Below are 19,691 nucleotides of genomic sequence, written 5' to 3' on the forward strand. Positions count from 1 at the left end.
CGGTGCCATTCATTCTCAGTGCGATCATTTCTTCTCCTTACTTTCCTGCAACTCTAGCTTGGTGGGACGTTCGATCCACTCGCCACCGGCGTCCTGGACCGTTTCCTTGATACTGATTGCTTCATCGTTCACGCCGGTGATGATGCCGAAATTCTGGCCCACCCGGTCGCCTGGCTTGACGTGGTACATGGTCTTGTCGATCTGCACCAGCGCGTAGGTGACGCCTTTCGACTTCATGCTGCCCACCATCGACATGGTGTCGAGCGGGAAGGCTTCGAGCGGTTCCTTGCGCCGTGATTCGTCCGGCTTGAGCGGATTGTTGGCCCCGTTGGCGGCGCGCGCCAGCTCGGCCAGCAGCTTGTTCGGGTCGTACGGGTCGATTTCTCCGGCAGTGCTGTAGGCAAACGGGACGAAGGTTTTCGGTTCGGTCAGCGGCGGAACGTCGACCTTGGTTTCCTTCCTGGTCTGGTCCATCCATGCATTGACTTCCTGGACGTCGCTATCGCCGCAGCCTGCCAGCAGGCCCGCGCAGATCAGCAGCGCGAGGCTGTTTCGTGTGGTGTTCATTTACGCGGCCCCTTTGCCATCTTTGGCCTTCTTGTCGCGGTCGGCCTTGATCTTGCGTTGCGCGTTCGCCTCTTCGGGGTCGAGGTAGCGGAACGTCTTGGCAACCGCTTCGAGCACCAGGCCGCCATCCTTGTTGGTGGTCAGGGCCATATTATTGAGCGTGACGATGCGCGGCAGGTTGGCCATGTCGCTGGCGAATGCGCCAATGTCGTGGTACGTGCCGGTCACCTTGATGTCGATCGGCAGTTCGGCGTAGTAATCACGCACCACCACCTGGCCCGGCTTGAACAGGTCGAACGACAAGCCGCGGCCGACGCCGGCCTGGTTGATGTCCGACAGCAGGGCCGCCATTTCAGCCTTGCTCGGCAATTGCTTCTGCAGGCGTTCGACATACTGGTCCACCTGCGCCTTTTGGGCGATCAGGGCATCGAGGTTGATCGCCTGGGCGACCTTGGTCTTGTACTCGCCCTGCAGGGTCAGTTCGGTGGCGGCCAGCTGGTCGTACTCTTCGAACTGGGTGCTCCAGTAAAAAAAGTGGCCGGCCGTGATGACCGCCGCCATGACGCCGATGCCGCACAGGATGCGCGGAGCGATCGGCCATTGTCCCGGCGGGCGGTCTCCCAGGTTCTGGAACTGGGAGCTAAGCGAGCCACCCAGCGATTTCAGGTCTATATTCATTCTTTCAATCCGATCTGGCTAGGGGGCCGCTTTCGCGGGTACCGGTGAGCCGGTGGCGGGGGTGGCAGCGCCGGCGGCCGGTTTCTGGCCCGGCTTGAGCGCTTCATCCTTCTCGCGCTGACGCTTGATGTACAGGTTCAGCGAAAACTCGACGACTTTCTTGCCGGTTTTACTCTGCGCCAGTTGCACCGCGCGTACCTCGGTCAGGTCGGGGCGTTCGAGCCATGGCGAATTGCCGGCGATATTGCGCAGCAATTCGGCAACCCGTTCCTGCGACTGGGCGAAACCGCCCACCGTGACGCGCTGGCCATCTTGCTTGAACGACTTGAGATAGACGCCCTGCGGAGTCTGCCGAACCAGTTCATCGAGCAGATAGACCGGCTGGTTGCGGTCGCCCTGCAAGTCTTCGACCGCCTGCTGGCGTGCCTTGAGCGCTTCGATTTCCTGTTTCAGGGCGGCGATTTCGACGATTTTCTTGTCGAGTTCGACGATGGCCGCTTTCAGCACGCCATTGCGCTGCTCCTGGATCGAGATGCGGCGCGCGTTGTAACCGCCGACCGCCATCACCACGATCACGCCGAGCACGGCCGACAAGGCCATCAGGGCGACAAAGGCACTCTTCTTTTGCTTGCGCTTTTCTTCCCGGTGGGGAAGCAAGTTAATTCTGATCATCAGCCAAACCTCCGCAGGGCCAGCCCGCAGGCAACAAGGTAGGCGGGGGCCTCGGTACGCAATTGCTGCTCGCGCACGGATGGGCCCAGCGACATGCCTTTGAACGGCGATACCACCGCGCTGGAAATTTTGGTACGGCTTGCCACGATGTCGAGCAGGCCTGGAATCAGCGCGCAGCCGCCAGCCAGGAACAATTGATCGATCCGGGTGTAGGGCGTGGAGGTGTAGAAGAACTGGATCGCGCGGGTCACTTCGAGGGCCGCGTTTTCGAGGAAGGGAGCGAGCAGGTCGGCCTGGAAGTTGTCGGGCAGGTCGCCCGCTTTCTTCTTGGCGTCGGCTTCATCGAACGACAAGCCATACGAGCGCACGATATCCTGGGTCAGCTGGTTGCCGCCGAAGGGTTGCTCGCGCTCGTAAATGGTTTCGCCGTTGAGCATGACCGAAATGTGGGTGACCTGGGCGCCGATCTGGAACAGCGCCACGATCTGGCCCTCGGAACCCTTCATCTGCGAGGTCACGCGTTCGAGCGCGGCGCGCGCCGCATACGATTCGATATCCATCACCACCGCGGTCAGGCCGGCCGCTTCGGCAATCGCCACGCGGTCTTCGACCTTTTCCTTGCGCGAAGCGGCCAGCATGACGTCGATGTCGTCGATCGAATTGGCGGCCGGTCCGATCACGTCGAAGTCGAGGCTGACCTCGTCGAGCGCGAAGGGAATGTACTGGCTCGCTTCGGACTCCACCTGCACTTCAAGCTGGTCTTCGGACATCCCGGCCGGCAGGATGATCTTTTTCGTGATCACCGAGGCCGGCGGCATGCCGAGCGCGACCAGCTTGACGCGGGTACCGCTTTTCTTCCAGACGCGGCGCACCGCCTCCGACACCTGCTCGATATTTTCGATGTTTCCGTCGACAACCGCACCACGTGGGAACGGTTCGGACGCGTAGCGTTCGAGACGCAGCTCGTTTTTGCCGACCACGACCAGTTCAACCAGCCGGACGCCGGACGTGCTGATGTCCAGACCGAGCAAAGGTGGCCTGGATTGACCGAACAAGGAACCTAAATTGACCATCAAGACCGTACTCCCTTACCTACCTATAATCAATGCTTACGCTGCAAAACGGGCCTTGCAGAACCGAAAATGAAAGTGCCCGACGCGGGGAATTTGTTACAAAACCGCCATTTAGCATCCATACATAAGGCAGTACATTAAATCGTAGCAATAAGCGTGATCTCGTGTAAAGGTATTTCTGTTTTGAAATTTTATGCCTGTGGGCTGGAATGCGACACTCTGTGAACTGTGGGTCATCACAGTTGTTTTGCGGGCACAAATGTTCCAAAAGGCAAGTAGTTGGCAATGCGCCGCGGCAGGTGGCGGTGCATTATAATGAGGGGCACCCAATTAAAGCGAAAGATTCGACCCGCATGAGCTCTTCCAAGCCGGACGCCAGCACTTCTTCCCCGTCGCGCCCCGCCCGTGCGCGCTCGCCCAAGCGACTGTTGTTAATTGTCCTCGGCAGCCTGACCGGCACGGCCCTGATCGGCTTGCTGATCGTGGTGTTCGCACTGGCCATGGCCTACCCGAATCTGCCCCCGCTCGATACCCTGACCGACTACCGGCCCAAGATGCCCTTGCGGATTTTTTCGGCCGACAATGTGCTGATCGGCGAGTTCGGCGAGGAGCGCCGCAACCTGGTCCACATCAAGGATATTCCGGAGGTCATGAAGAAGGCGGTGCTGGCGATCGAAGACGACCGCTTCTACCAGCACGGCGGGGTCGACTACACCGGCATCCTGCGCGCGGCCTTGCACAATGCCACCGGCGGCGCCAAGCAGGGCGCCTCGACCATCACCCAGCAGGTGGCGCGCAATTTCTTCCTGTCGAGCGAGCAGACGCTCAAGCGCAAAGCCTATGAAGTGCTGCTGGCCTGGAAGATCGAGCAAAACCTGACCAAGGACCAGATCCTCGAGGTCTACATGAACCAGATCTACCTGGGCCAGCGCGCCTACGGCTTCGCCTCGGCGGCCCAGATCTATTTCGGCAAGAACCTGAAAGACATCACCGTGGCCGAGGCGGCCATGCTGGCCGGCCTGCCCAAGGCGCCGTCGGCCTACAACCCGGTGGTCAATCCCAAGCGCGCGCGCACGCGCCAGCAATACATCCTGCAGCGCATGCACATGCTGGGCTACATCACCCCGGCCCAGTTCGAGACCGCCAAGGCCGAGCAGCTGCGCATCAAGAACGACAGCAGCGAATTCGGCGTGCACGCCGAGTACGTGGCCGAGATGGCGCGCCAGCTGGTGTACGAGCAATTCAAGGAAGAAACCTATACGCGCGGCCTGAACGTGTTTACCACCATCACCAAGTCCGACCAGGACGCGGCCTACCTGGCCCTGCGCCGCGGCGTGATGGAGTACGAGAAGCGCCACCCTTACCGCGGCCCGGAATCGTATATCGAGATCCCGCAAGCGAAGGAAGAAGCCGATGAAGCGATCGAAAACGAACTGGCCGAGCACCCCGACAGCGACGACATCATCGCCGCCATGGTGCTGCAGGCGACGCCCACCGGCATCACCGCGGTGACGGCCTCGGGCGAGGAAGTCAAGATCAGCGGCACCGGCCTGGCGTTCGCCCAGAACTGGCTGTCGAGCAAGGCCCCAGCCAACCGCAAGGTCAAGCGCGGCGCCGTGATCCGCATCAGCCAGGATGGCGGGACGGCCTGGTCGGTCACGCAGATGCCGGAAGTGCAGTCGGCCTTCGTGGCGGCCGACGCCACCGATGGCGCAATCCGCGCGCTGGTGGGCGGCTTCGACTACAACCGCAACAAGTTCAACCACGTCACGCAAGCCTGGCGCCAGCCCGGCTCCTCGTTCAAGCCCTTCATTTACTCGGCCTCGCTCGAACGCGGCCTGTCGCCGGCCACCATCATCAACGATGCCCCGATCTCGTTCGATGCCGGCCAGACCGGCGGCCAGGCGTGGGAACCGAAGAACTACGATAACAAGTACGAAGGGCCGATGACCATGCGGCGCGGGCTGACCAAGTCGAAGAACATGATTTCGATCCGCATCCTCAACAAGATCGGCGCCAAGTACGGCCAGGAATACACGACCCGTTTCGGCTTCGAGGCCGAAAAGAACCCGCCCTACCTGACCCTGGCGCTGGGCGCGGGCGCGACCACGCCGCTGCAGCTGGCCGGCGCCTACGCCGTGTTCGCCAACGGCGGGTTCCGGGTCAGCCCCTACCTGATCTCGAAGGTCACCGACAGCAGCGGCAAGGTACTCTCGCAAGCGACGCCGGACAAGTCGGGCGATGAAGCGAACCGGGTGATCGATGCACGCAATGCCTTCCTGGTCGACAGCATGCTCAAGGATGTGGTGCGCTTCGGCACGGCCACCAAGGCGCTCTCGCTCAAGCGCACCGACATTTCCGGCAAGACTGGCACCACCAACGATTCGATCGATGCCTGGTTCGCCGGCTACACCCCGAAACTGGTGGGCATCGCGTGGATCGGCTACGACCAGCCCAAGAACCTGGGCAACAAGGAAACCGGCGGCGGGCTGGCCCTGCCGATCTGGATCAGCTACATGCAAAAGGCGCTCAAGGGCGTGCCGAACGAGGAGCGGGTGGTGCCCGAGGGATTGGTGATGGCGGGCGACGACTATTACTACGTCGAAAATCCGCCCGGCACCGGAGTGCAAAGCCTCGACATCGGCGCACGCGGCACGCCGGCCGAGGAAAAGGTCAAGGACGCGGTCAAGAACGAACTGTTCTGACGCAGGCAAGATAAACCGGGGTCAGACCCCGGTTCTGGTGGTTGGGGTCTGACCCCGGTTTATCGCGGGGTCATATCGCGGGGTCAGACCCCGGTTCTGGTGGTTGGGGTCTGACCCCGGCTTATCGTGCCCGGTTTATCTTGCCGTCAGAGCGTGACGCGGGCGCCGCCCTGGGCGCTGGCCAGGTCCGACAGCGCGGCGAACAGTTCGCTGCCGTCGCGCGTGTTGACCCAGGCGCCATCGATCCGCTTGTAGTGGAAGCCGCCCGACTTGGCGGCCACCCACAGTTCCTGCATCGGCGCCTGGCTGTTGACGATGATCTTGCTGCCGTTGTCGATGAATTCGATCTCCAGCACATTACCGCTGCGCTTGCACTCGACATCGATGACATCCTCGTCGTTCAGCCGGTCCATCGCCGCTTCGATCTTGTTCAGGGTCGTTTCGGCCAGGTCCAAAAATTCTTTTTCGCTCATGCTACACTCCAAGGTCTGCCAATCAAACCGTGATTCTAATCGTGAAGTCTTCATCTGCGCTCAATATCGGCATCACCGCCGTGGTCTTTGGCTTGCTGGCAGGCTGCGGCCAGGCCGGTCCGCTGTACTTGCCCAAGCCGCCCGCCAAGCCCGCCGCACCCGCCGTTTCACCGACCACGCCGCCCCCACCCTCTTCTCCCGCTGCCCAATAATCCATGCCGCATTTCTTTCACCTGGACGGCGTCCTGCACGCCGAACGCACCCCCCTGTCCCGCATCGCTGAACAGTTCGGCACGCCGACCTATGTGTATTCAAAAGCGGCGCTGCTGGACAATTTCGCCGCCTTCGCCGATGCCTGCGCCGGGCGCGATGCGCTGGTCTGCTATGCGATGAAAGCCAATTCCAACCTGGCCATCCTCGATCTGCTGGCGCGCCGCGGCGCCGGCTTCGACATCGTGTCGGGCGGCGAACTGCTGCGCGTGATCGCCGCCGGCGGCGATCCGGCCAAGGTGATTTTTTCGGGCGTCGGCAAGACCGTCGACGAAATGCGCCTGGCGTTGTCGCACGATATCCTGTGCTTTAACGTCGAATCGATTCCCGAGCTGCACCGCTTGAACGAGGTGGCCGGCGCCATGGGCAAGCAGGCGCGCGTGTCGCTGCGCGTCAACCCGAACGTGGATGCCAAGACCCATCCGTACATCGCCACCGGGCTGAAGGCAAACAAGTTCGGCGTTGCCTTCGACGATGCGCTGGCCACCTACCGCACCGCCGCCAGCCTGCCGCACCTGACCCCGGTCGGGATCGATTGCCACATCGGCTCGCAGCTGCTGGACGACGCGCCCCTGCTGGAAGCGCTCGACAAGCTGATCGAACTGGTCGACGCGCTCGGTGCCGAAGGCATCGTGCTCGACCATCTGGACATGGGCGGCGGCATCGGCATCAACTACGGCGCCGCCGGCGATGCGCCGCCGGTACCGGTGGGCGACTACCTGGGCCGCGTGTTCGCGCGCATCGACGCCTGGCGCGCGGCCAGCCATGGCGGTGCCCCGATCAAGGTGATTTTCGAGCCGGGCCGCGCCATCGTGGGCGATACCGGCGTGCTGCTGACCCGCGTCGAGTTCCTCAAACCGGGCGCCGAAAAGAATTTTTGCATTGTCGACGCCGCCATGAACGACTTGATGCGCCCGGCCCTGTACCAGGCCTGGATGGATGTGCAGCAAGTGCAGGCGGGCACGCAGCCAGCCGTGAGTTACGACGTGGTCGGGCCGGTGTGCGAGTCGGGCGACTGGCTGGCGCGTGAGCGCGAACTGAGCGTGGCGCAGGGCGACCTGCTGGCCATCATGCAGGCCGGCGCCTATGGTTTTACGATGTCGTCGAACTACAACACGCGCGGCCGTGCCGCCGAGGTGATGGTCGACGGCGACACGCTGCACCTGGTGCGCCGGCGCGAAGAGCCAGCCGAACTGTTCGCGCTGGAATCGTTGCTCCAGTAAGCCGGGACACGGGGCGTTCAGGCGGGCGCCGCGTTAGCGCCGAACAGCGCGGGCAAGCTGGGCGAGTCGATGCTGCGCTCGATCCAGCCTTCAAGTTCTTCCTGCGTGGCTTGCTCAATACGTTGCGCAGCCATTTCCGGAACGTCGCCGAACCTGACGCGCAACAGGCGTTTGAGCACCCCGCGAAGTGCGATGACTTGCCCTTCCGCCTTCCCTTCCGCCTTCCCTTCCGCCTTACCTTGCGCGCACCCTTTTTGAAAGCCGAGTTCCTCGAACTGTTCGGCCCAGCTTGCAAGCTTACCGCCCATGTCAGCACCCTCCTCCATACTCTCAACCATCAACAATTCCTCTGCGCTGGCTCCGCGTGCCAGCAGTGCGCTTATCCACACCTGAACGGAGCGCCGCAGACTGGCCTGGGGCGCTCCGTTGAACCAGGTCGTCAGCGCAGCAAAGACGTTTTTTGAGACATCGGGACCGGCTGAAAGTTCAAGCCGGAACAGCAGCGCCAGCAAGCTGGCATTCGCTTCCAGCGCCGCCTTGTCCAGGCGCTGCTGGTCGATCAGCACGTAGCGTTGGGATGGCTGGAGGGCCGCCAGCTCGGCGGGCGCTTGCATGAGCAGGCCGGACAAGTCCATGCTGGCGCTCCAGCGCGGCACGCCGTTGTAGAAGACCAGCGGCAGCACCGGCGGCAACAGCAGGCCAGGCGACAATTCGTGGCGCTTGACCAGGTCTTGATACAGCAAGCCGATGTAGGTCTGCATGCGCAGCGCCATCCAGCGGTCGACGCCGGACTGGCATTCGAGCAGGATGTATACGTACAAAAACTGTTCGCCGACCCGCACGCGCCAGACGATGTCACCTTCGCGCGCCGACAGGTGCTCGCTCACATACGCCGGGTTGACACGCTGGAAGGCCGACAGCGCAACGTCATCGAGCAGCTTGAAGGAAGTGAAGTCCGTGATCAGTTCGCGCACCAGTTCCGGGTGGGCGAACAGCGAACGGTATCCGAGGTCGTGAGGGGTGGGCATGGGGCATTGTAGCGAGCGACCCTGCCCCGCCTTTGCGCTGCCTCAGACGCGCGCGGCGGCGGCCTTCTGGCGGCTCCACACTATCCGCAGCCCCAGCAGCACGGCCACGATGGCGCCGGTAATGAGCGGTTCGGTGAAGTTGTTCTTGCCGGCTTTCATCCACCAGAAATGCAGGATCGCCAGCGGCGCGATCAGGTAGATGAGCCGGTGCAGCCACTGCCAGCGCTTGCCGCCGAGGCGCTTGATCATGCCGTTGGTACTGGTCACGGCCAGCGGAATGAGCAGCACGAAGGCAATGAAGCCGACCGTGATGAAAGGCCGCTTGATGACGTCACGGAACATCTCCGCCAGATCGAAAAAATGGTCGAACCAGAGAAAGGTGAGGAAATGCAGGCAGCCGTAGAAAAAGGTGAACAGCCCCGCCATGCGGCGCAGCTTGACCAGCCAGTTCCAGCCTGTCAGGCGCCGCAGGGGCGTGAGCGCCAAGGTGATGCACAACATGTAGAGCACCCAGTCGCCGCTGCCGCGCGTAATGAATTCGAGCGGCTCGACCAGTTGCCCGCTGACGGTCAGGTACACCATGCGCGCCAGCGGCACCAGCGCCAGCGCGAACAGCGCGGCCTTGATGGCGAGCAGCTGGCGGGAAGCGGGATTGAACGCCATCGTGCTCAAAAGTTCTTTTTCAGGTCGAGTCCGCTGTACAGGGAGGCAACGTCGCCGTAACCGTTGAACATCAGCGTCTTGCGCTTTTTCTGGAAGAAGCCGTCTTCGCCGATGCGGCGCTCGCTGGCCTGCGACCAGCGCGGGTGGTCGACCTCGGGATTGACGTTGGAATAAAAGCCATACTCGGACGGCGCCGATACATTCCACGCCGTACGCGGCTGGTCCTTGACGAAGCGGATCTTGACGATCGACTTGGCCGACTTGAAACCGTATTTCCAGGGCACCACCAGACGCACCGGGGCACCGTTCTGGTTCGGCAGGGTCTGCCCGTACATGCCCAGGGTCAGCAAGGTCAGCGGATGATTGGCTTCATCGATGCGCAAGCCTTCCACATACGGCCAGTTGAGCACGCGGCTGCTCACGCCCGGCATTTGCGCCTTGTCGGCCAGGCTGACGAATTCGACGTATTTGGCGTTGCCGGTCGGCTCGACTTTCTTGATCAGCTCGGAGAGCGAATAGCCGACCCATGGAATGACCATCGACCAGCCTTCCACGCAGCGCAGCCGGTACACGCGCTCTTCGAGCGGCGCCAGCTTGAGCAGCGCATCGAGGTCGAGCGTCATCGGCTTTTTGACTTCGCCTTCGATCGTCACCGTCCACGGGCGCGTCTTGAGCGTGTGCGCGTTCTGGGCCGGATCGGCCTTGTCGAGGCCGAATTCATAGAAGTTGTTGTAGCTCGACGCATCCTTGAACGGGGTCTGCTTGTCGAGCGCGCCATAGGCGGGATTGAGCTTGCCGGCCAGCTTTTGCGCCGGTGCGGCGGCCGCGAAGGCTTCGCGGTTGGCCATTTCCCACAAGGCGCCGCCAGCGACGGCGCCGGCCGCCATCTGCGCGATGAAACGGCGGCGCGATTCGTACACCGCCTGCGGCGTGATGTCGGAGGAATACGGCAGGTCGATACCGTTGGGGCTACGTTGGATCAGCATGGGCGTCTTTCGGCAAATCAAATGGTTTCAGCGAGGGATGACCCACATTACACCATCTTGCCGCTTTCAGCCCAGCAGGTTTGCGCCATTAAAGTTTGCCATAAGAATGCAAGCCGGACAGGAACATATTCACGCCCAAGAACGCGAAGGTCGTCACCACCAGGCCGATCAGGGCCCACCAGGCCGCCACGCGGCCGCGCAGGCCGGTCATGAGGCGCATGTGCAGCCAGGCCGCGTAGTTGAGCCAGACGATCAGGGCCCAGGTTTCCTTCGGGTCCCAGGACCAGTAGCCGCCCCAGGCTTCGGCCGCCCACAGGGCGCCCAGGATGGTGGCCACGGTGAAGAAGGCGAAGCCGACCGAAATCGACTTGTACATCACGTCGTCGAGCACTTCCAGCGACGGCAGGCGGTCTTCCAGGTGGCCATACGACTTGACCAGGTAGGCCGAGCCGACCATGGCCGCCAGCGCAAAGGTGCCGTAGCCGATGAAATTGGCAGGCACGTGGATTTTCATCCACCAGCTCTGCAGGGCCGGCACCAGCGGCTGGATGTCGGCGGCATCGCGCGAGACCGTGTACCACAGCAGGAAAGCGACCGCGGCGGCGATCACCGGCAGGACGAAGGCGCCCAGCTGGCGCGTGGCGTAGTATTTCTCGTAGTAGAGATAGAACATGGCGGTGATCATCGAAAACAGGATGAACACTTCATACAGGTTCGACACGGGAATATGGCCGACGTCGGCGCCGATCAGGTACGACTCGTACCAGCGCACCATCATCCCGGTCCAGCCAAGCACCACGGCGGCCCAGCACAGCTTCGAGCCGACCGAGGAACCGAAGTTCGAGCGGCTGAGCAAGCCGACCCAGTAAAACACGGTGGAAAACACGAACAGGGCGCTCATCCACAAAATCGCGGACTGGCTCGACAGCATGTATTTCAGGAAAAATTTCTTGTTCGCCATGTCGAGGTTGCCGGCATACAGGGACACGGCGAACAGCGACAGCAGCGCCACCAGCGGCATCAGCCAGCGTACCGGCTTCCAGTGCCAGCCGAGGGCGGCGAAGGTGGGCGCGGCCAGCACCAGGATCACCTTTTCGTAGGCATCCATGAAGGCGCCGTAGCGGTTCAGCGCGAACAGCGCGGCGCCCAGCAGCAGCGCGGCGAACAGCCAGTCGAGCGGGCCCAGGCGCTTGAAGTAGCCCGGCGCCTGCTGGTAAGTCTGGCCCTGGGTGGGGTGGGGTGCTGCTTGTGATGCTTGTGATGCTTCCATCTTGTTCTCCAATACGGCACTGCCAGCGTGCGCGGGGATATGCGGCACAGCTTACGCCAACTGCGGAAGCTTGGCTTTCAAATCGTTGAATTCATGCTCGAAATCGAGCGTCTTGCGCTGCGTGCTCATGGCCATCAGGGCGTGCGCCGGGCCGCCGTCGTCACCGTCGCGCACCCAGATCCACAGGCGCCGCTCGCGGATATAGAACATGGCGAACACGCCCAGCACCAGGAACACGCAGCCGAGATAGACCACGGCCTTGCCCGGCGAACGCGTCACCTGCAGCACCGAGGCCTTGACCTCGACGAATTCATCGAGCTGCAGATAGACCGGGGCGCCGTAGAAAAAGCTGTCGGACAGGGCATTGGTGGCCAGTTGCAGGAAGCGCGCCTGTTTCTCGTCGCCGGCCAGCTGGGCCATGCCATTTTTTTCGCGCGCGGCCTGCCACAACTCCCACAGGGTGCCGTTGAGGATCTTCATGAAGATGGCGGCTGCCTTTTCCTGCTCGGCGGCGGGAATTTTCTCCAGGAAACGCGACACCGCCACGTAACCGCCCTGGGTGCCGTCGCCGGCGAAAATGGACAGGCTCTTCGAGGACGATTCCTGCAACTGGCGCGCCAGCGTGGCCGCCGGGGTGTTGCTGGCGGCCGGCATGGCGCGCCGCGCATAGCGTTCGGCCGCCAGCTCGCGCAGGGCCGGATCGGCCAGCGCCGCGCGCAGGCGCATCCATTCCTTGACCGTGTGCGCCTCGTCCGAGGGAATGCGCAGGTAGCTGAACGGATCGTTGGGCGAGGCGCGCACGCCAGCCAGGAACACTTCGGCGCCATCGACCGTCACCGGCTGCATGTAATTCTGGTATTCGCGCGCCTGGCCGGTCTTGTCGCGCAGCTTGTACTGCACGCTCGGGCCGACATTCTTCAAATCCTTGTTGTTGGCATTCTTGCCGGCCGAGCCGGAATGCTTGTCGAGCGTGACGGCGAACTGCTCGTTCAGGCTCTGGCCCTTGGTGACGGCGCGCGCATCCTGGCTGCCGGCCGTGTTTTCGACGTTGAACGGCCGGAAACCGCTCCACTCGACCGTGTATTGCTCGCCGCCGCGCGCCAGCGGCGTGGAAGCGTTCACTTCGCCGTTCATGGCGAAGGATGCCGTGTCGGTGCCGCTCATCGGGTAGGCCAGCATCTTGAGCTTGGTTCCGCCATCTTCAAAGCTCGACTGGTACAGCGCCACGCCCTTGTAGATCAGCGGTTCGTTGACCTTGATCGTGGCCGGGAAGGTCTTGCCGGTTTCATGGTCGCGGATCACCACTTCGCTGGCGAACAGCTTGGGCATGCCGGTCGAGTAAAAGTCGATGATGAAGCGCTTGAGCTCGATCGTGAACGGCAGCGGCTGCAACAGCGAGCCATCCGGGCGCGGAATGATCGCGATATCGCTCGACTGGCCTTCGGGAATCAGGGTATTGCCGCGATAAGTCGGATTGCTCAGGCTCAGGCGGTTCTCGGCGGGAATCTCGGAAATCAAGCCGCCGCCCACGAAGGGCTTCTTGCCCAGGAACCATTCCTGGAACTGGATCGGGATGTCCGAATCGAGCATGCCGCCAACCAGGATGATGATGATCGAGCTGTGCGCGAAGATGTAGCCGAACTTGTTGGCCGCCCCCTTCCTGGCCGCGACCAGGGTGGCGTTCTCCTTTTCCACGATCTTGGCGGCGTAGCCGGCGTCGACCAGGCGGGCCGCGCTCTGGCGCGCCAGGTCGGCCCGCGAGAGCGGCGCGCTCCATTCGGTCTTGTGGTGGAAGTTGCGCAGCGAGGTTTCGCGCACATTGTCGCGCCAGCTGCGCATATCCTTGATCATTTTCGGCGCGTTGCGCACGATGCACAGCGAGGTCGAGAGGATCAGGAACACCAGGATCAGCAGGAACCACCAGGCCGAATACACCGCATACAGGCCGAGCTTGTTGAACACATCGAACCAGAACGGACCGAACTGGTTGACGTAATTGGGCATGGGCTGGTTTTGCGTCAGGACCGTGCCGATCATCGAGGCAACCGCGATGATGGTCAGCATGCTGATGGCAAAGCGCATCGACGAGACCAGCTCGACTGCCTCGCCCAGGACCGGGCGGCGCGTGTTCAGGACTATTCCGGTGGTGCTCATTCTCTACAAATCCCTATGTGCAGGCACGAATAACCCGCGAGGATACCAACAAAAAGGGCAGCCCGCTTGCGCGCCGCCGCCCTCTGACCTTCCCTGGCAGGCGCGCGCCTGGCGGCGCGTGCCCCGGCCGCGAGCGGCCGTACCGCTTACTTCAAGCCGGCGATGTAATCGGCGACGGCTTCCATTTCCTTGGTCGACATGCGCTGCGCCAGGGTCGTCATCTGCACGCTGTTTTCGCGCTTGCCTTCCTTGAATGCCTGCAATTGCCCAACCGTATAGGTCTGGTGCTGGCCGGCCAGGCGCGGGAATTGCACCGGGATGCCGTTGCCGTTGGCGCCGTGGCAGCTGGCGCAGGCGGCCACGCCGGTGGCGGGAATGCCGCCGCGGTAGATTTTCTTGCCCAGCAGGACGGTATCCTTGTTCTTGGCCGCGCCCTGTTTCGGGGTTTGCGTGGCCAGGTAGGCGGCGATGTTTTTCTTTTCGTCATCCGACAGCATCTTGGCGAAACCGGTCATGACCGCCTGCTTGCGCTTGGGCGTGGTGAAATCGACCAGTTGCTTGTGGATGTAGACGTCGAACTGGCCGGCCAGCTTGGGATTGTCGGCGATGGTCGAATTGCCGGCTGCGCCGTGGCAGGACACGCAGGCGGCCAGGCCGCGCGCGGCATCGCCACTATCGTACAGGGTCGCGCCTTTGGCGGCGTCGGCCTTGGCTGGGGCGGGTGCATGCTCGGCAGCGGACACGAGGCCCGACACGGCAAGGGTAGCCACCAGCAAGGATTTCACAAACGCCGCTCCGGCGGCCGGTAAAAACGCACGATTCATTCAAACACCCTGAGACAAGTCGAAAATTGGTTTTGTTGGGAATTGCCGGATCAAACCTGGGCCGGAAATTCGGTTCTAATGTAGTGCAAACGATCTTGTGTGCTCGCCATGGCTTTTGCGTGACAACAATTCGTAACCCCTTATTGTACAATAGCTTTCTCGCGTTATCGCCCCTCTTGTTGCATTTTCTGCCCATCCCATGTCCAAACTCTGGCAAGCCCGCTTCTTCACGACCGTCAACCAACTGCGCGATTTACCCGATACGCAGGCACCGGAAATCGCCTTCGCCGGGCGTTCCAATGCAGGAAAGTCGACCGCCATTAACATTCTGACAAATCAGAAAGGTCTCGCGTTCGCCTCCAAAACGCCGGGCCGCACCCAGCACATCAATTATTTTTCGATCGGTGGCGCCCATGTCGGGCAACACCGCAAGGATGCCACCATCGTCGAGGAAATCGAGGCGCTGCTGGTCGACTTGCCCGGCTACGGCTACGCCGAAGTGTCCGGTTCGGCCAAGCTGCACTGGCAAAAGCTGCTGGGCGACTACGTCCAGCGCCGCGAACAGCTGGCCGCGCTGGTGCTGATCATGGATTCGCGCCGCCCGTTCACCGAACTGGACGTGCAGATGCTCGAATGGTTCGCCCCCACCGGCAAGCCGATCCACTGCATCCTGACCAAGGCCGATAAGCTCAACCGCAACGAATCGACGAATGCCCTGCGCCAGGCGCGCATGATGCTCGAAAGCTATGTCGACGAAGATGGCGAAGGCTTCCCGTTCACGGTGCAACTGTTCTCGGCGCTCAAGCGGGTCGGCATCGACGAAGCCAACGACAAGATCATCGACCTGCTGGGCCTGACTGCGATTCCCGCCGATCCCGACACGCCGCTGGTCGACCCGGTCGACAGCGACGACGGCACGGCCTGACGGCAGGGCCCGACAGGCCGTGCCCGACAGGCCGTGCCCGACAGGCCGTGCCCGATTACCTGATTTTTTGTTCACTCGGAAAACAACGATGTCCACCATTCCAGTGCAGTTCCCCGCCACCCGCATGCGGCGCATGCGGCATGACCCATTTTCGCGCGCCATGGTGCGCGAAAACACGATCACCTCGTCCGACCTGATTTATCCGGTCTTCATCGTCGACGGCGTCAACCAGCGCCAGCCGATCTCGGCGATGCCGGGCATCGAGCGCCTCTCGGTCGACCTGCTGCTGCAGGTGGCCGAAGAATGCGTCAGCCTCGGCATTCCGGTGCTGGCCCTGTTTCCTTCCATCGATACGGCGCTGAAAACCGCCGACGGGATCGAAGCGACCAACCCGGACGGCCTGATTCCGCGCGCCGTGCGCGCACTCAAGGCGCGTTTTCCGGAACTGGGCGTACTGACCGACATCGCGCTCGACCCGTACACCAGCCACGGCCAGGATGGCTTGATCGACGCCAACGGCTACGTGCTCAACGACGAAACCACCGCCATGCTGATCCGCCAGGCCCTGTGCCACGCCAAAGCCGGGGTGGACGTGGTGGCGCCGTCGGACATGATGGACGGGCGCATCGGCGCGCTGCGCCAGGCGTTCGAGCAACAGGGTTACATCCACACCCGCATCATGGCGTATTCGGCCAAGTATGCGTCGGCCTTTTACGGCCCGTTCCGCGAAGCGGTCAGCTCGGCGGCCTCGCTCGGCAAGAGCGACAAGTTCACCTACCAGATGGACCCGGCCAACGGCAATGAAGCGCTGCGCGAAGTGGCGCTCGACATCGCCGAGGGTGCCGACATGGTCATGGTCAAGCCGGGCATGCCCTACCTGGATATCGTGCGCCGCGTGAAGGACGAATTCCGGGTGCCGACCTTTGCCTACCAGGTCAGCGGCGAGTACGCGATGATCAAGGCGGCCGCGCAAAACGGCTGGCTGGACCATGACAAGGTGATGATGGAAGCGATGATGGCGTTCAAGCGCGCCGGCGCCGATGGCGTGCTGACCTATTTTGCGCTCGATATTGCGCGTTTGCTCAAGGCGCGCGCGTAAGCCGGAGCGTTACCAGCACAAGGGGCGCCGCAGCGCCCCTTTTTCATGCCATCTTAGCGTCCGCGCCGGTTTTCCGGAAACATTTCCTTCTGCAAGAAATCGGCCAGCTCCGCCGTATCCTGCACCCGCGCGCTCATCGTCACCACGCGCTGCAAGCGGTGCGAATCCCACTCGAAATCGCCGGTCTTTTCCTTGCGGATAATCTCGATCATTTTCTTGATCACGGCCGTCTCGATATCCTTCTCCGTGCCCAGCTCGACCGTGACTTCCTGCAGCCAGCGCCGCTTGAAGCTCGGATTCCAGCCACGGAACTTGACGGTGGCCGTCATGGCATTCTTCTTCACCTCGAACACGCCGCCGGTATCGTTGCGGTCATCGCCCTGGCTGCGGCCATTGGCGGCCGCGATATTCGCCTTGGCGATGCGCATGCCGCGCTCGGCCGCGCTTTCCTCGGCCGGCTGCTCGCTCTCGGTCTGGCCGCGCGCGCGCCGGCGGGCCTCGATGGCGGCCGCCATGTCGGTCTCGGGCGCCACCACGGCAGGCTTCACCGGCTTGGGCGGCTCCGGCGTATCGGCTTGCTTGACCGGCTTTTCATTCGGGATGGTAATCGTGTTCGGCAAACGCTGCACCCTGGCCACGGTCGGCTTGCTGGGGCGCGCCTGGGTGGTCGGTTTGGGCGTCGTTTTCGGCTGTTCCTTGGGCTGCGGCTTCGATTGCGGCAGCGTGACGTACACCATCTCGGCGCCCGAGGGCGGCGGCGGGGCTTTTTTCTCGCTCTGGGGTTTCAGCACCCACAGCAGCACCAGCAGCAGGTGCAAGGCCAGCGTGACGGCGATCCCGACCGAATTGAAGCGCTTGATCTCGTAACTGGGCACCGCGTGACCGGGCAAGGGCTGACCGCAATGCTCGCAGTAGCCGGTATTCTCGGTCGAATGGTGGGAATGGTCACGCAAAATAGAACAGCTTTCCAGGGTACGGCGTCAACGAAATGCGGCACAGGTGCCGAAGTCTATACGTTTTGCGACTTTTGCGCATCGGCAAGCTCACCCTGTGCAGCTTACAAGATGAGTGTCTTGATGGTTGTTACTATATGTATCAGTGCTGCAACAATCGGGCCAGTCCGGGCTTCAGGTGGTGGCGCGCTCGGCGGCGGCCTGGAAGCGGGGACGCGCCTGGCGCCGCGCACGGTCGCGCTCGGCCAGTTGGCCGAACAGTTCGCGCACGCAGCGTTCGGCGTCGAGCACCTGGCGCGAGTGCATGCGCGGCCGTGGCAAGGCGTGGGTATAGTAATTCGGGCCTTCGACCAGGTAGCCGAGCGCCCACAGGTTGGCGCTCGGGCGCGCCGCGCTGTCGAGCGGATGATTGGCCTGGTCGATGTCGATCCCGCCCGGGTGGAAGGTGCCGTTGTAAAAGGGGCGGATGGTGCCGCGCTTGAGCAGGTTGCGGATCAGCGCACTGTCATCGGTTTCCGGCGAAAAGACGTCGAGCCGGGCCACCACCAGCGCATCGACGTGCTGGATGGCCGATCCGGAGGCGAAGCGCGTGTGCAGGGCGAACTGGGACAGGTCCTCGTCGATGCGGATGGCGGCGTTGGGCCCGGCCGCCACGCTCAGCACGCCGGCCTCGATCAGGGCCAGCAATTGCTCGTTGCGCTGGCTGGGCGGGCCGAAGGTGACCCGGTTGATGGCCGGGTTGTAGACACTGAGGAACTTGCGGTGCGAGGCGGCGCTCAGGCCGCCATGCTCGAGCATGTCTTGCAGCACGCTGCGGGCGTCGCGCAGCACGTCGGCCGCCGCCTTGATCGGACTGCCCTGGTTGCCGCGCCGCGCTTCCGACAGGTCGTCCGCGATCATGCAGGTGAAAAAGGTCGAAAAGTCGTCGGCGTTGGCGAACTGGCGCCCGTGCAGGGGAAACAGCATGGCGTCGAGCGCGGCGCGCTCCTCCGAGCCCGGCTCGTAGGCGGCGCCCTCGGGCACCGGGCGGCCCAGCGCGCCACGCCAGGCGCAGCCCATTTCCTTCATCAGGAGCGGCAACAGTTCGCGGTCGAAGTCGAGCTGGGGGCTGCCGCGCTCGCGCTGGGCTTGCTGGCGCAGGGCGCGCACCGCCTCGTGCGTGAAAAAGCGCGCCTGGTGGCGCCCGTTCAAGCCTTTCTGGTTGACCCCGCGCGCCGCCGCCGGCAGGCATTTGCGCGAAAACAGCAACAGCGCCGGCTCGCGTCCCGAGCGCAGGTAGCGCAAGCCGCTGCCGGCCGGCTCGAAGCGCCCGCCCCGGCCCACCGTGAGCTGCGACACCACATCGTGCGCGGTCAGGCCCAGCCCTTCGATGGCGACCCGGGCATCGCTGGCAATGCCGACCAGCTTGTCGAGCGGATACACATGGCGGATAAAGGCCAGCTTGCCGTTGTAGCGCGCATGGTCCTGGGCGAACTTGTGGCACCAGGCTTCCTCGTCGGTCAGGTTATTGCGGCTGTGGCCGGTAGTCATGAACACAAAGTCGCTGCTGACCGAAAAACCGCTGTCGAGTTCCACCATGAAGCTGCCGTCCGGCATCTGGAACATGTCGATGGCGCGCTGCCGCAGGTGGGTCAGCGTCACCGCCGGCGGCAGGGCCGCGCGGATGGCATCGAAGGCCCAGATCAGGTAGCGCCCCAGCAGCTGGCGCGGCAGGTAGTCGGATTCGGCGATGCTGGCGCCACCCTCCTCTCCCGGCGCCACCTGCACGAACTGCTCGCCGAAGCGGCGGTAACCCTCGGCATGGGCCCATTCGGTCAGCGAGGGCGTGGCGCACACCGGGGCCAGTTCGACCGCCTCGCGGAAGGGGAAAATGGTGACCTGGCTGGCCACGGTATTGATCAGGAGGTGCTGCGGCTGGCTGGGCGAATGCACGCCCGGGCCGCACTCGCCGGGATCGATCAGATTCACTTGCAGCGGCGTATTGTGCGCGCGCGCAAACGCGGCGATGCGTTCGAGCAGGGACAGGCCGCGCGGGCCCATGCCGATGAGGGTGACGCTGTGAGGTTTCATGGTGACCGCCCGTCAATGAAAAAATGCAGCTTCCATGGTGGCAGGCGGTCAAAAGATC

18 protein-coding genes are annotated in these 19,691 nt (G+C 63.1%); 5 read left to right on the plus strand and 13 right to left on the minus strand.

Going from position 1 to position 19,691, the window contains the following annotated elements; genetic code table 11:
* Positions 1 to 24: 24 nt before the first annotated feature.
* Genes PO883_RS03425 through PO883_RS03440 form a run of 4 tightly spaced genes read right to left on the minus strand, consistent with a single transcriptional unit; the run spans position 25 to position 2,990 of the window.
* The gene (locus tag PO883_RS03425) at positions 25 to 567 is read right to left on the minus strand and encodes a pilus assembly protein PilP (protein ID WP_167092087.1); all 543 of its coding nucleotides are present in this window, start codon (positions 565 to 567) and stop codon (positions 25 to 27) included.
* Complete coding sequence (locus PO883_RS03430; protein WP_187363455.1) at positions 568 to 1,245, minus strand: type 4a pilus biogenesis protein PilO; 678 nt, start codon at positions 1,243 to 1,245, stop codon at positions 568 to 570.
* A gap of 18 nt (positions 1,246 to 1,263) precedes the next feature.
* Complete coding sequence (locus tag PO883_RS03435) at positions 1,264 to 1,917, minus strand: PilN domain-containing protein (protein WP_289308506.1); 654 nt, start codon at positions 1,915 to 1,917, stop codon at positions 1,264 to 1,266.
* Positions 1,917 to 2,990 carry a pilus assembly protein PilM gene (locus tag PO883_RS03440; protein ID WP_054265867.1) on the minus strand — a complete coding sequence of 358 codons (1,074 nt, stop codon included), beginning with the start codon at positions 2,988 to 2,990 and terminating at the stop codon, positions 1,917 to 1,919. The genes PO883_RS03435 and PO883_RS03440 overlap by 1 nt, the downstream gene beginning before the upstream one ends.
* Before the next feature lie 353 nt (positions 2,991 to 3,343).
* Between PO883_RS03440 and PO883_RS03445 the strand changes: the two genes are divergently transcribed.
* Positions 3,344 to 5,695 (plus strand): penicillin-binding protein 1A, encoded by a 2,352-nt coding sequence (locus PO883_RS03445; protein ID WP_289308507.1) that lies wholly within the window; start codon positions 3,344 to 3,346, stop codon positions 5,693 to 5,695.
* A gap of 146 nt (positions 5,696 to 5,841) precedes the next feature.
* Here PO883_RS03445 and cyaY read toward each other — a convergent pair whose 3' ends face one another.
* Complete coding sequence (gene cyaY / locus PO883_RS03450) at positions 5,842 to 6,168, minus strand: iron donor protein CyaY (RefSeq protein ID WP_289308508.1); 327 nt, start codon at positions 6,166 to 6,168, stop codon at positions 5,842 to 5,844.
* A 41-nt stretch (positions 6,169 to 6,209) separates the two neighbouring features.
* Between cyaY and PO883_RS03455 the strand changes: the two genes are divergently transcribed.
* The gene (locus PO883_RS03455) at positions 6,210 to 6,380 is read left to right on the plus strand and encodes a lipoprotein (protein ID WP_187363456.1); all 171 of its coding nucleotides are present in this window, start codon (positions 6,210 to 6,212) and stop codon (positions 6,378 to 6,380) included.
* Between the two features lie 3 nt (positions 6,381 to 6,383).
* A complete protein-coding gene (gene lysA, locus PO883_RS03460) occupies positions 6,384 to 7,661 on the plus strand; it encodes a diaminopimelate decarboxylase (RefSeq protein WP_289308509.1) in 1,278 nt (425 codons plus the stop codon).
* Between the two features lie 17 nt (positions 7,662 to 7,678).
* On the opposite strand, the gene PO883_RS03465 is transcribed toward lysA, so the two are convergent.
* The 6 genes from PO883_RS03465 to PO883_RS03490 all read right to left on the minus strand — a co-directional run bounded on the left by PO883_RS03465 (position 7,679) and on the right by PO883_RS03490 (position 14,586).
* Complete coding sequence (locus tag PO883_RS03465; RefSeq protein ID WP_289308510.1) at positions 7,679 to 8,689, minus strand: Rpn family recombination-promoting nuclease/putative transposase; 1,011 nt, start codon at positions 8,687 to 8,689, stop codon at positions 7,679 to 7,681.
* Between the two features lie 42 nt (positions 8,690 to 8,731).
* A complete protein-coding gene (locus PO883_RS03470) occupies positions 8,732 to 9,352 on the minus strand; it encodes a sulfite oxidase heme-binding subunit YedZ (protein WP_167092138.1) in 621 nt (206 codons plus the stop codon).
* 5 nt (positions 9,353 to 9,357) lie between these two features.
* Entirely contained in the window at positions 9,358 to 10,338 is a 981-nt protein-coding gene (msrP, locus tag PO883_RS03475; protein ID WP_289308511.1) for a protein-methionine-sulfoxide reductase catalytic subunit MsrP, read from the minus strand.
* An 88-nt stretch (positions 10,339 to 10,426) separates the two neighbouring features.
* A complete protein-coding gene (gene ccsB / locus PO883_RS03480) occupies positions 10,427 to 11,608 on the minus strand; it encodes a c-type cytochrome biogenesis protein CcsB (protein ID WP_289308512.1) in 1,182 nt (393 codons plus the stop codon).
* Positions 11,609 to 11,659: 51 nt separating this feature from the next.
* Complete coding sequence (locus PO883_RS03485; RefSeq protein WP_289308513.1) at positions 11,660 to 13,762, minus strand: cytochrome c biogenesis protein ResB; 2,103 nt, start codon at positions 13,760 to 13,762, stop codon at positions 11,660 to 11,662.
* A gap of 146 nt (positions 13,763 to 13,908) precedes the next feature.
* A complete protein-coding gene (locus PO883_RS03490) occupies positions 13,909 to 14,586 on the minus strand; it encodes a cytochrome c (protein WP_289308514.1) in 678 nt (225 codons plus the stop codon).
* A 199-nt stretch (positions 14,587 to 14,785) separates the two neighbouring features.
* Between PO883_RS03490 and yihA the strand changes: the two genes are divergently transcribed.
* Both yihA and hemB read left to right on the plus strand, forming a co-directional pair.
* Positions 14,786 to 15,511: a ribosome biogenesis GTP-binding protein YihA/YsxC gene (yihA, locus tag PO883_RS03495; RefSeq protein WP_289308515.1), complete on the plus strand. Its 726-nt coding sequence runs from the start codon at positions 14,786 to 14,788 to the stop codon at positions 15,509 to 15,511.
* Positions 15,512 to 15,599: 88 nt separating this feature from the next.
* Positions 15,600 to 16,610: a porphobilinogen synthase gene (hemB, locus tag PO883_RS03500; RefSeq protein WP_167092118.1), complete on the plus strand. Its 1,011-nt coding sequence runs from the start codon at positions 15,600 to 15,602 to the stop codon at positions 16,608 to 16,610.
* 53 nt (positions 16,611 to 16,663) lie between these two features.
* Here the strand turns inward: hemB and PO883_RS03505 are convergent, their stop codons facing one another.
* Positions 16,664 to 17,563, minus strand: coding sequence for a hypothetical protein (locus tag PO883_RS03505; RefSeq protein ID WP_289308516.1), 900 nt, complete (start codon positions 17,561 to 17,563; stop codon positions 16,664 to 16,666).
* A 174-nt stretch (positions 17,564 to 17,737) separates the two neighbouring features.
* Positions 17,738 to 19,633, minus strand: coding sequence for an FAD/NAD(P)-binding protein (locus PO883_RS03510; RefSeq protein WP_289308517.1), 1,896 nt, complete (start codon positions 19,631 to 19,633; stop codon positions 17,738 to 17,740).
* Positions 19,634 to 19,691: the final 58 nt, after the last annotated feature.

Source organism: Massilia sp. DJPM01 (assembly GCF_030348125.1).
In the GTDB taxonomy this organism is placed as follows: Bacteria; Pseudomonadota; Gammaproteobacteria; order Burkholderiales; family Burkholderiaceae_D; genus Telluria_A; species Telluria_A frigida.

Bases quoted from the DNA above. Each gene is read 5' to 3' on its own strand.
- PO883_RS03435 (WP_289308506.1), bottom strand. From the start codon at position 1,917: ATGATCAGAATTAACTTGCTTCCCCACCGGGAAGAAAAGCGCAAGCAA.
- cyaY (WP_289308508.1), bottom strand. From the start codon at position 6,168: ATGAGCGAAAAAGAATTTTTGGACCTGGCCGAAACGACCCTGAACAAG.
- ccsB (WP_289308512.1), bottom strand. From the start codon at position 11,608: ATGGAAGCATCACAAGCATCACAAGCAGCACCCCACCCCACCCAGGGC.
- PO883_RS03485 (WP_289308513.1), bottom strand. From the start codon at position 13,762: ATGAGCACCACCGGAATAGTCCTGAACACGCGCCGCCCGGTCCTGGGC.
- PO883_RS03430 (WP_187363455.1), bottom strand. From the start codon at position 1,245: ATGAATATAGACCTGAAATCGCTGGGTGGCTCGCTTAGCTCCCAGTTC.
- msrP (WP_289308511.1), bottom strand. From the start codon at position 10,338: ATGCTGATCCAACGTAGCCCCAACGGTATCGACCTGCCGTATTCCTCC.
- lysA (WP_289308509.1), top strand. From the start codon at position 6,384: ATGCCGCATTTCTTTCACCTGGACGGCGTCCTGCACGCCGAACGCACC.
- PO883_RS03490 (WP_289308514.1), bottom strand. From the start codon at position 14,586: ATGAATCGTGCGTTTTTACCGGCCGCCGGAGCGGCGTTTGTGAAATCC.
- PO883_RS03510 (WP_289308517.1), bottom strand. From the start codon at position 19,633: ATGAAACCTCACAGCGTCACCCTCATCGGCATGGGCCCGCGCGGCCTG.
- PO883_RS03425 (WP_167092087.1), bottom strand. From the start codon at position 567: ATGAACACCACACGAAACAGCCTCGCGCTGCTGATCTGCGCGGGCCTG.
- PO883_RS03470 (WP_167092138.1), bottom strand. From the start codon at position 9,352: ATGGCGTTCAATCCCGCTTCCCGCCAGCTGCTCGCCATCAAGGCCGCG.
- PO883_RS03465 (WP_289308510.1), bottom strand. From the start codon at position 8,689: ATGCCCACCCCTCACGACCTCGGATACCGTTCGCTGTTCGCCCACCCG.
- yihA (WP_289308515.1), top strand. From the start codon at position 14,786: ATGTCCAAACTCTGGCAAGCCCGCTTCTTCACGACCGTCAACCAACTG.
- hemB (WP_167092118.1), top strand. From the start codon at position 15,600: ATGTCCACCATTCCAGTGCAGTTCCCCGCCACCCGCATGCGGCGCATG.
- PO883_RS03440 (WP_054265867.1), bottom strand. From the start codon at position 2,990: ATGGTCAATTTAGGTTCCTTGTTCGGTCAATCCAGGCCACCTTTGCTC.
- PO883_RS03445 (WP_289308507.1), top strand. From the start codon at position 3,344: ATGAGCTCTTCCAAGCCGGACGCCAGCACTTCTTCCCCGTCGCGCCCC.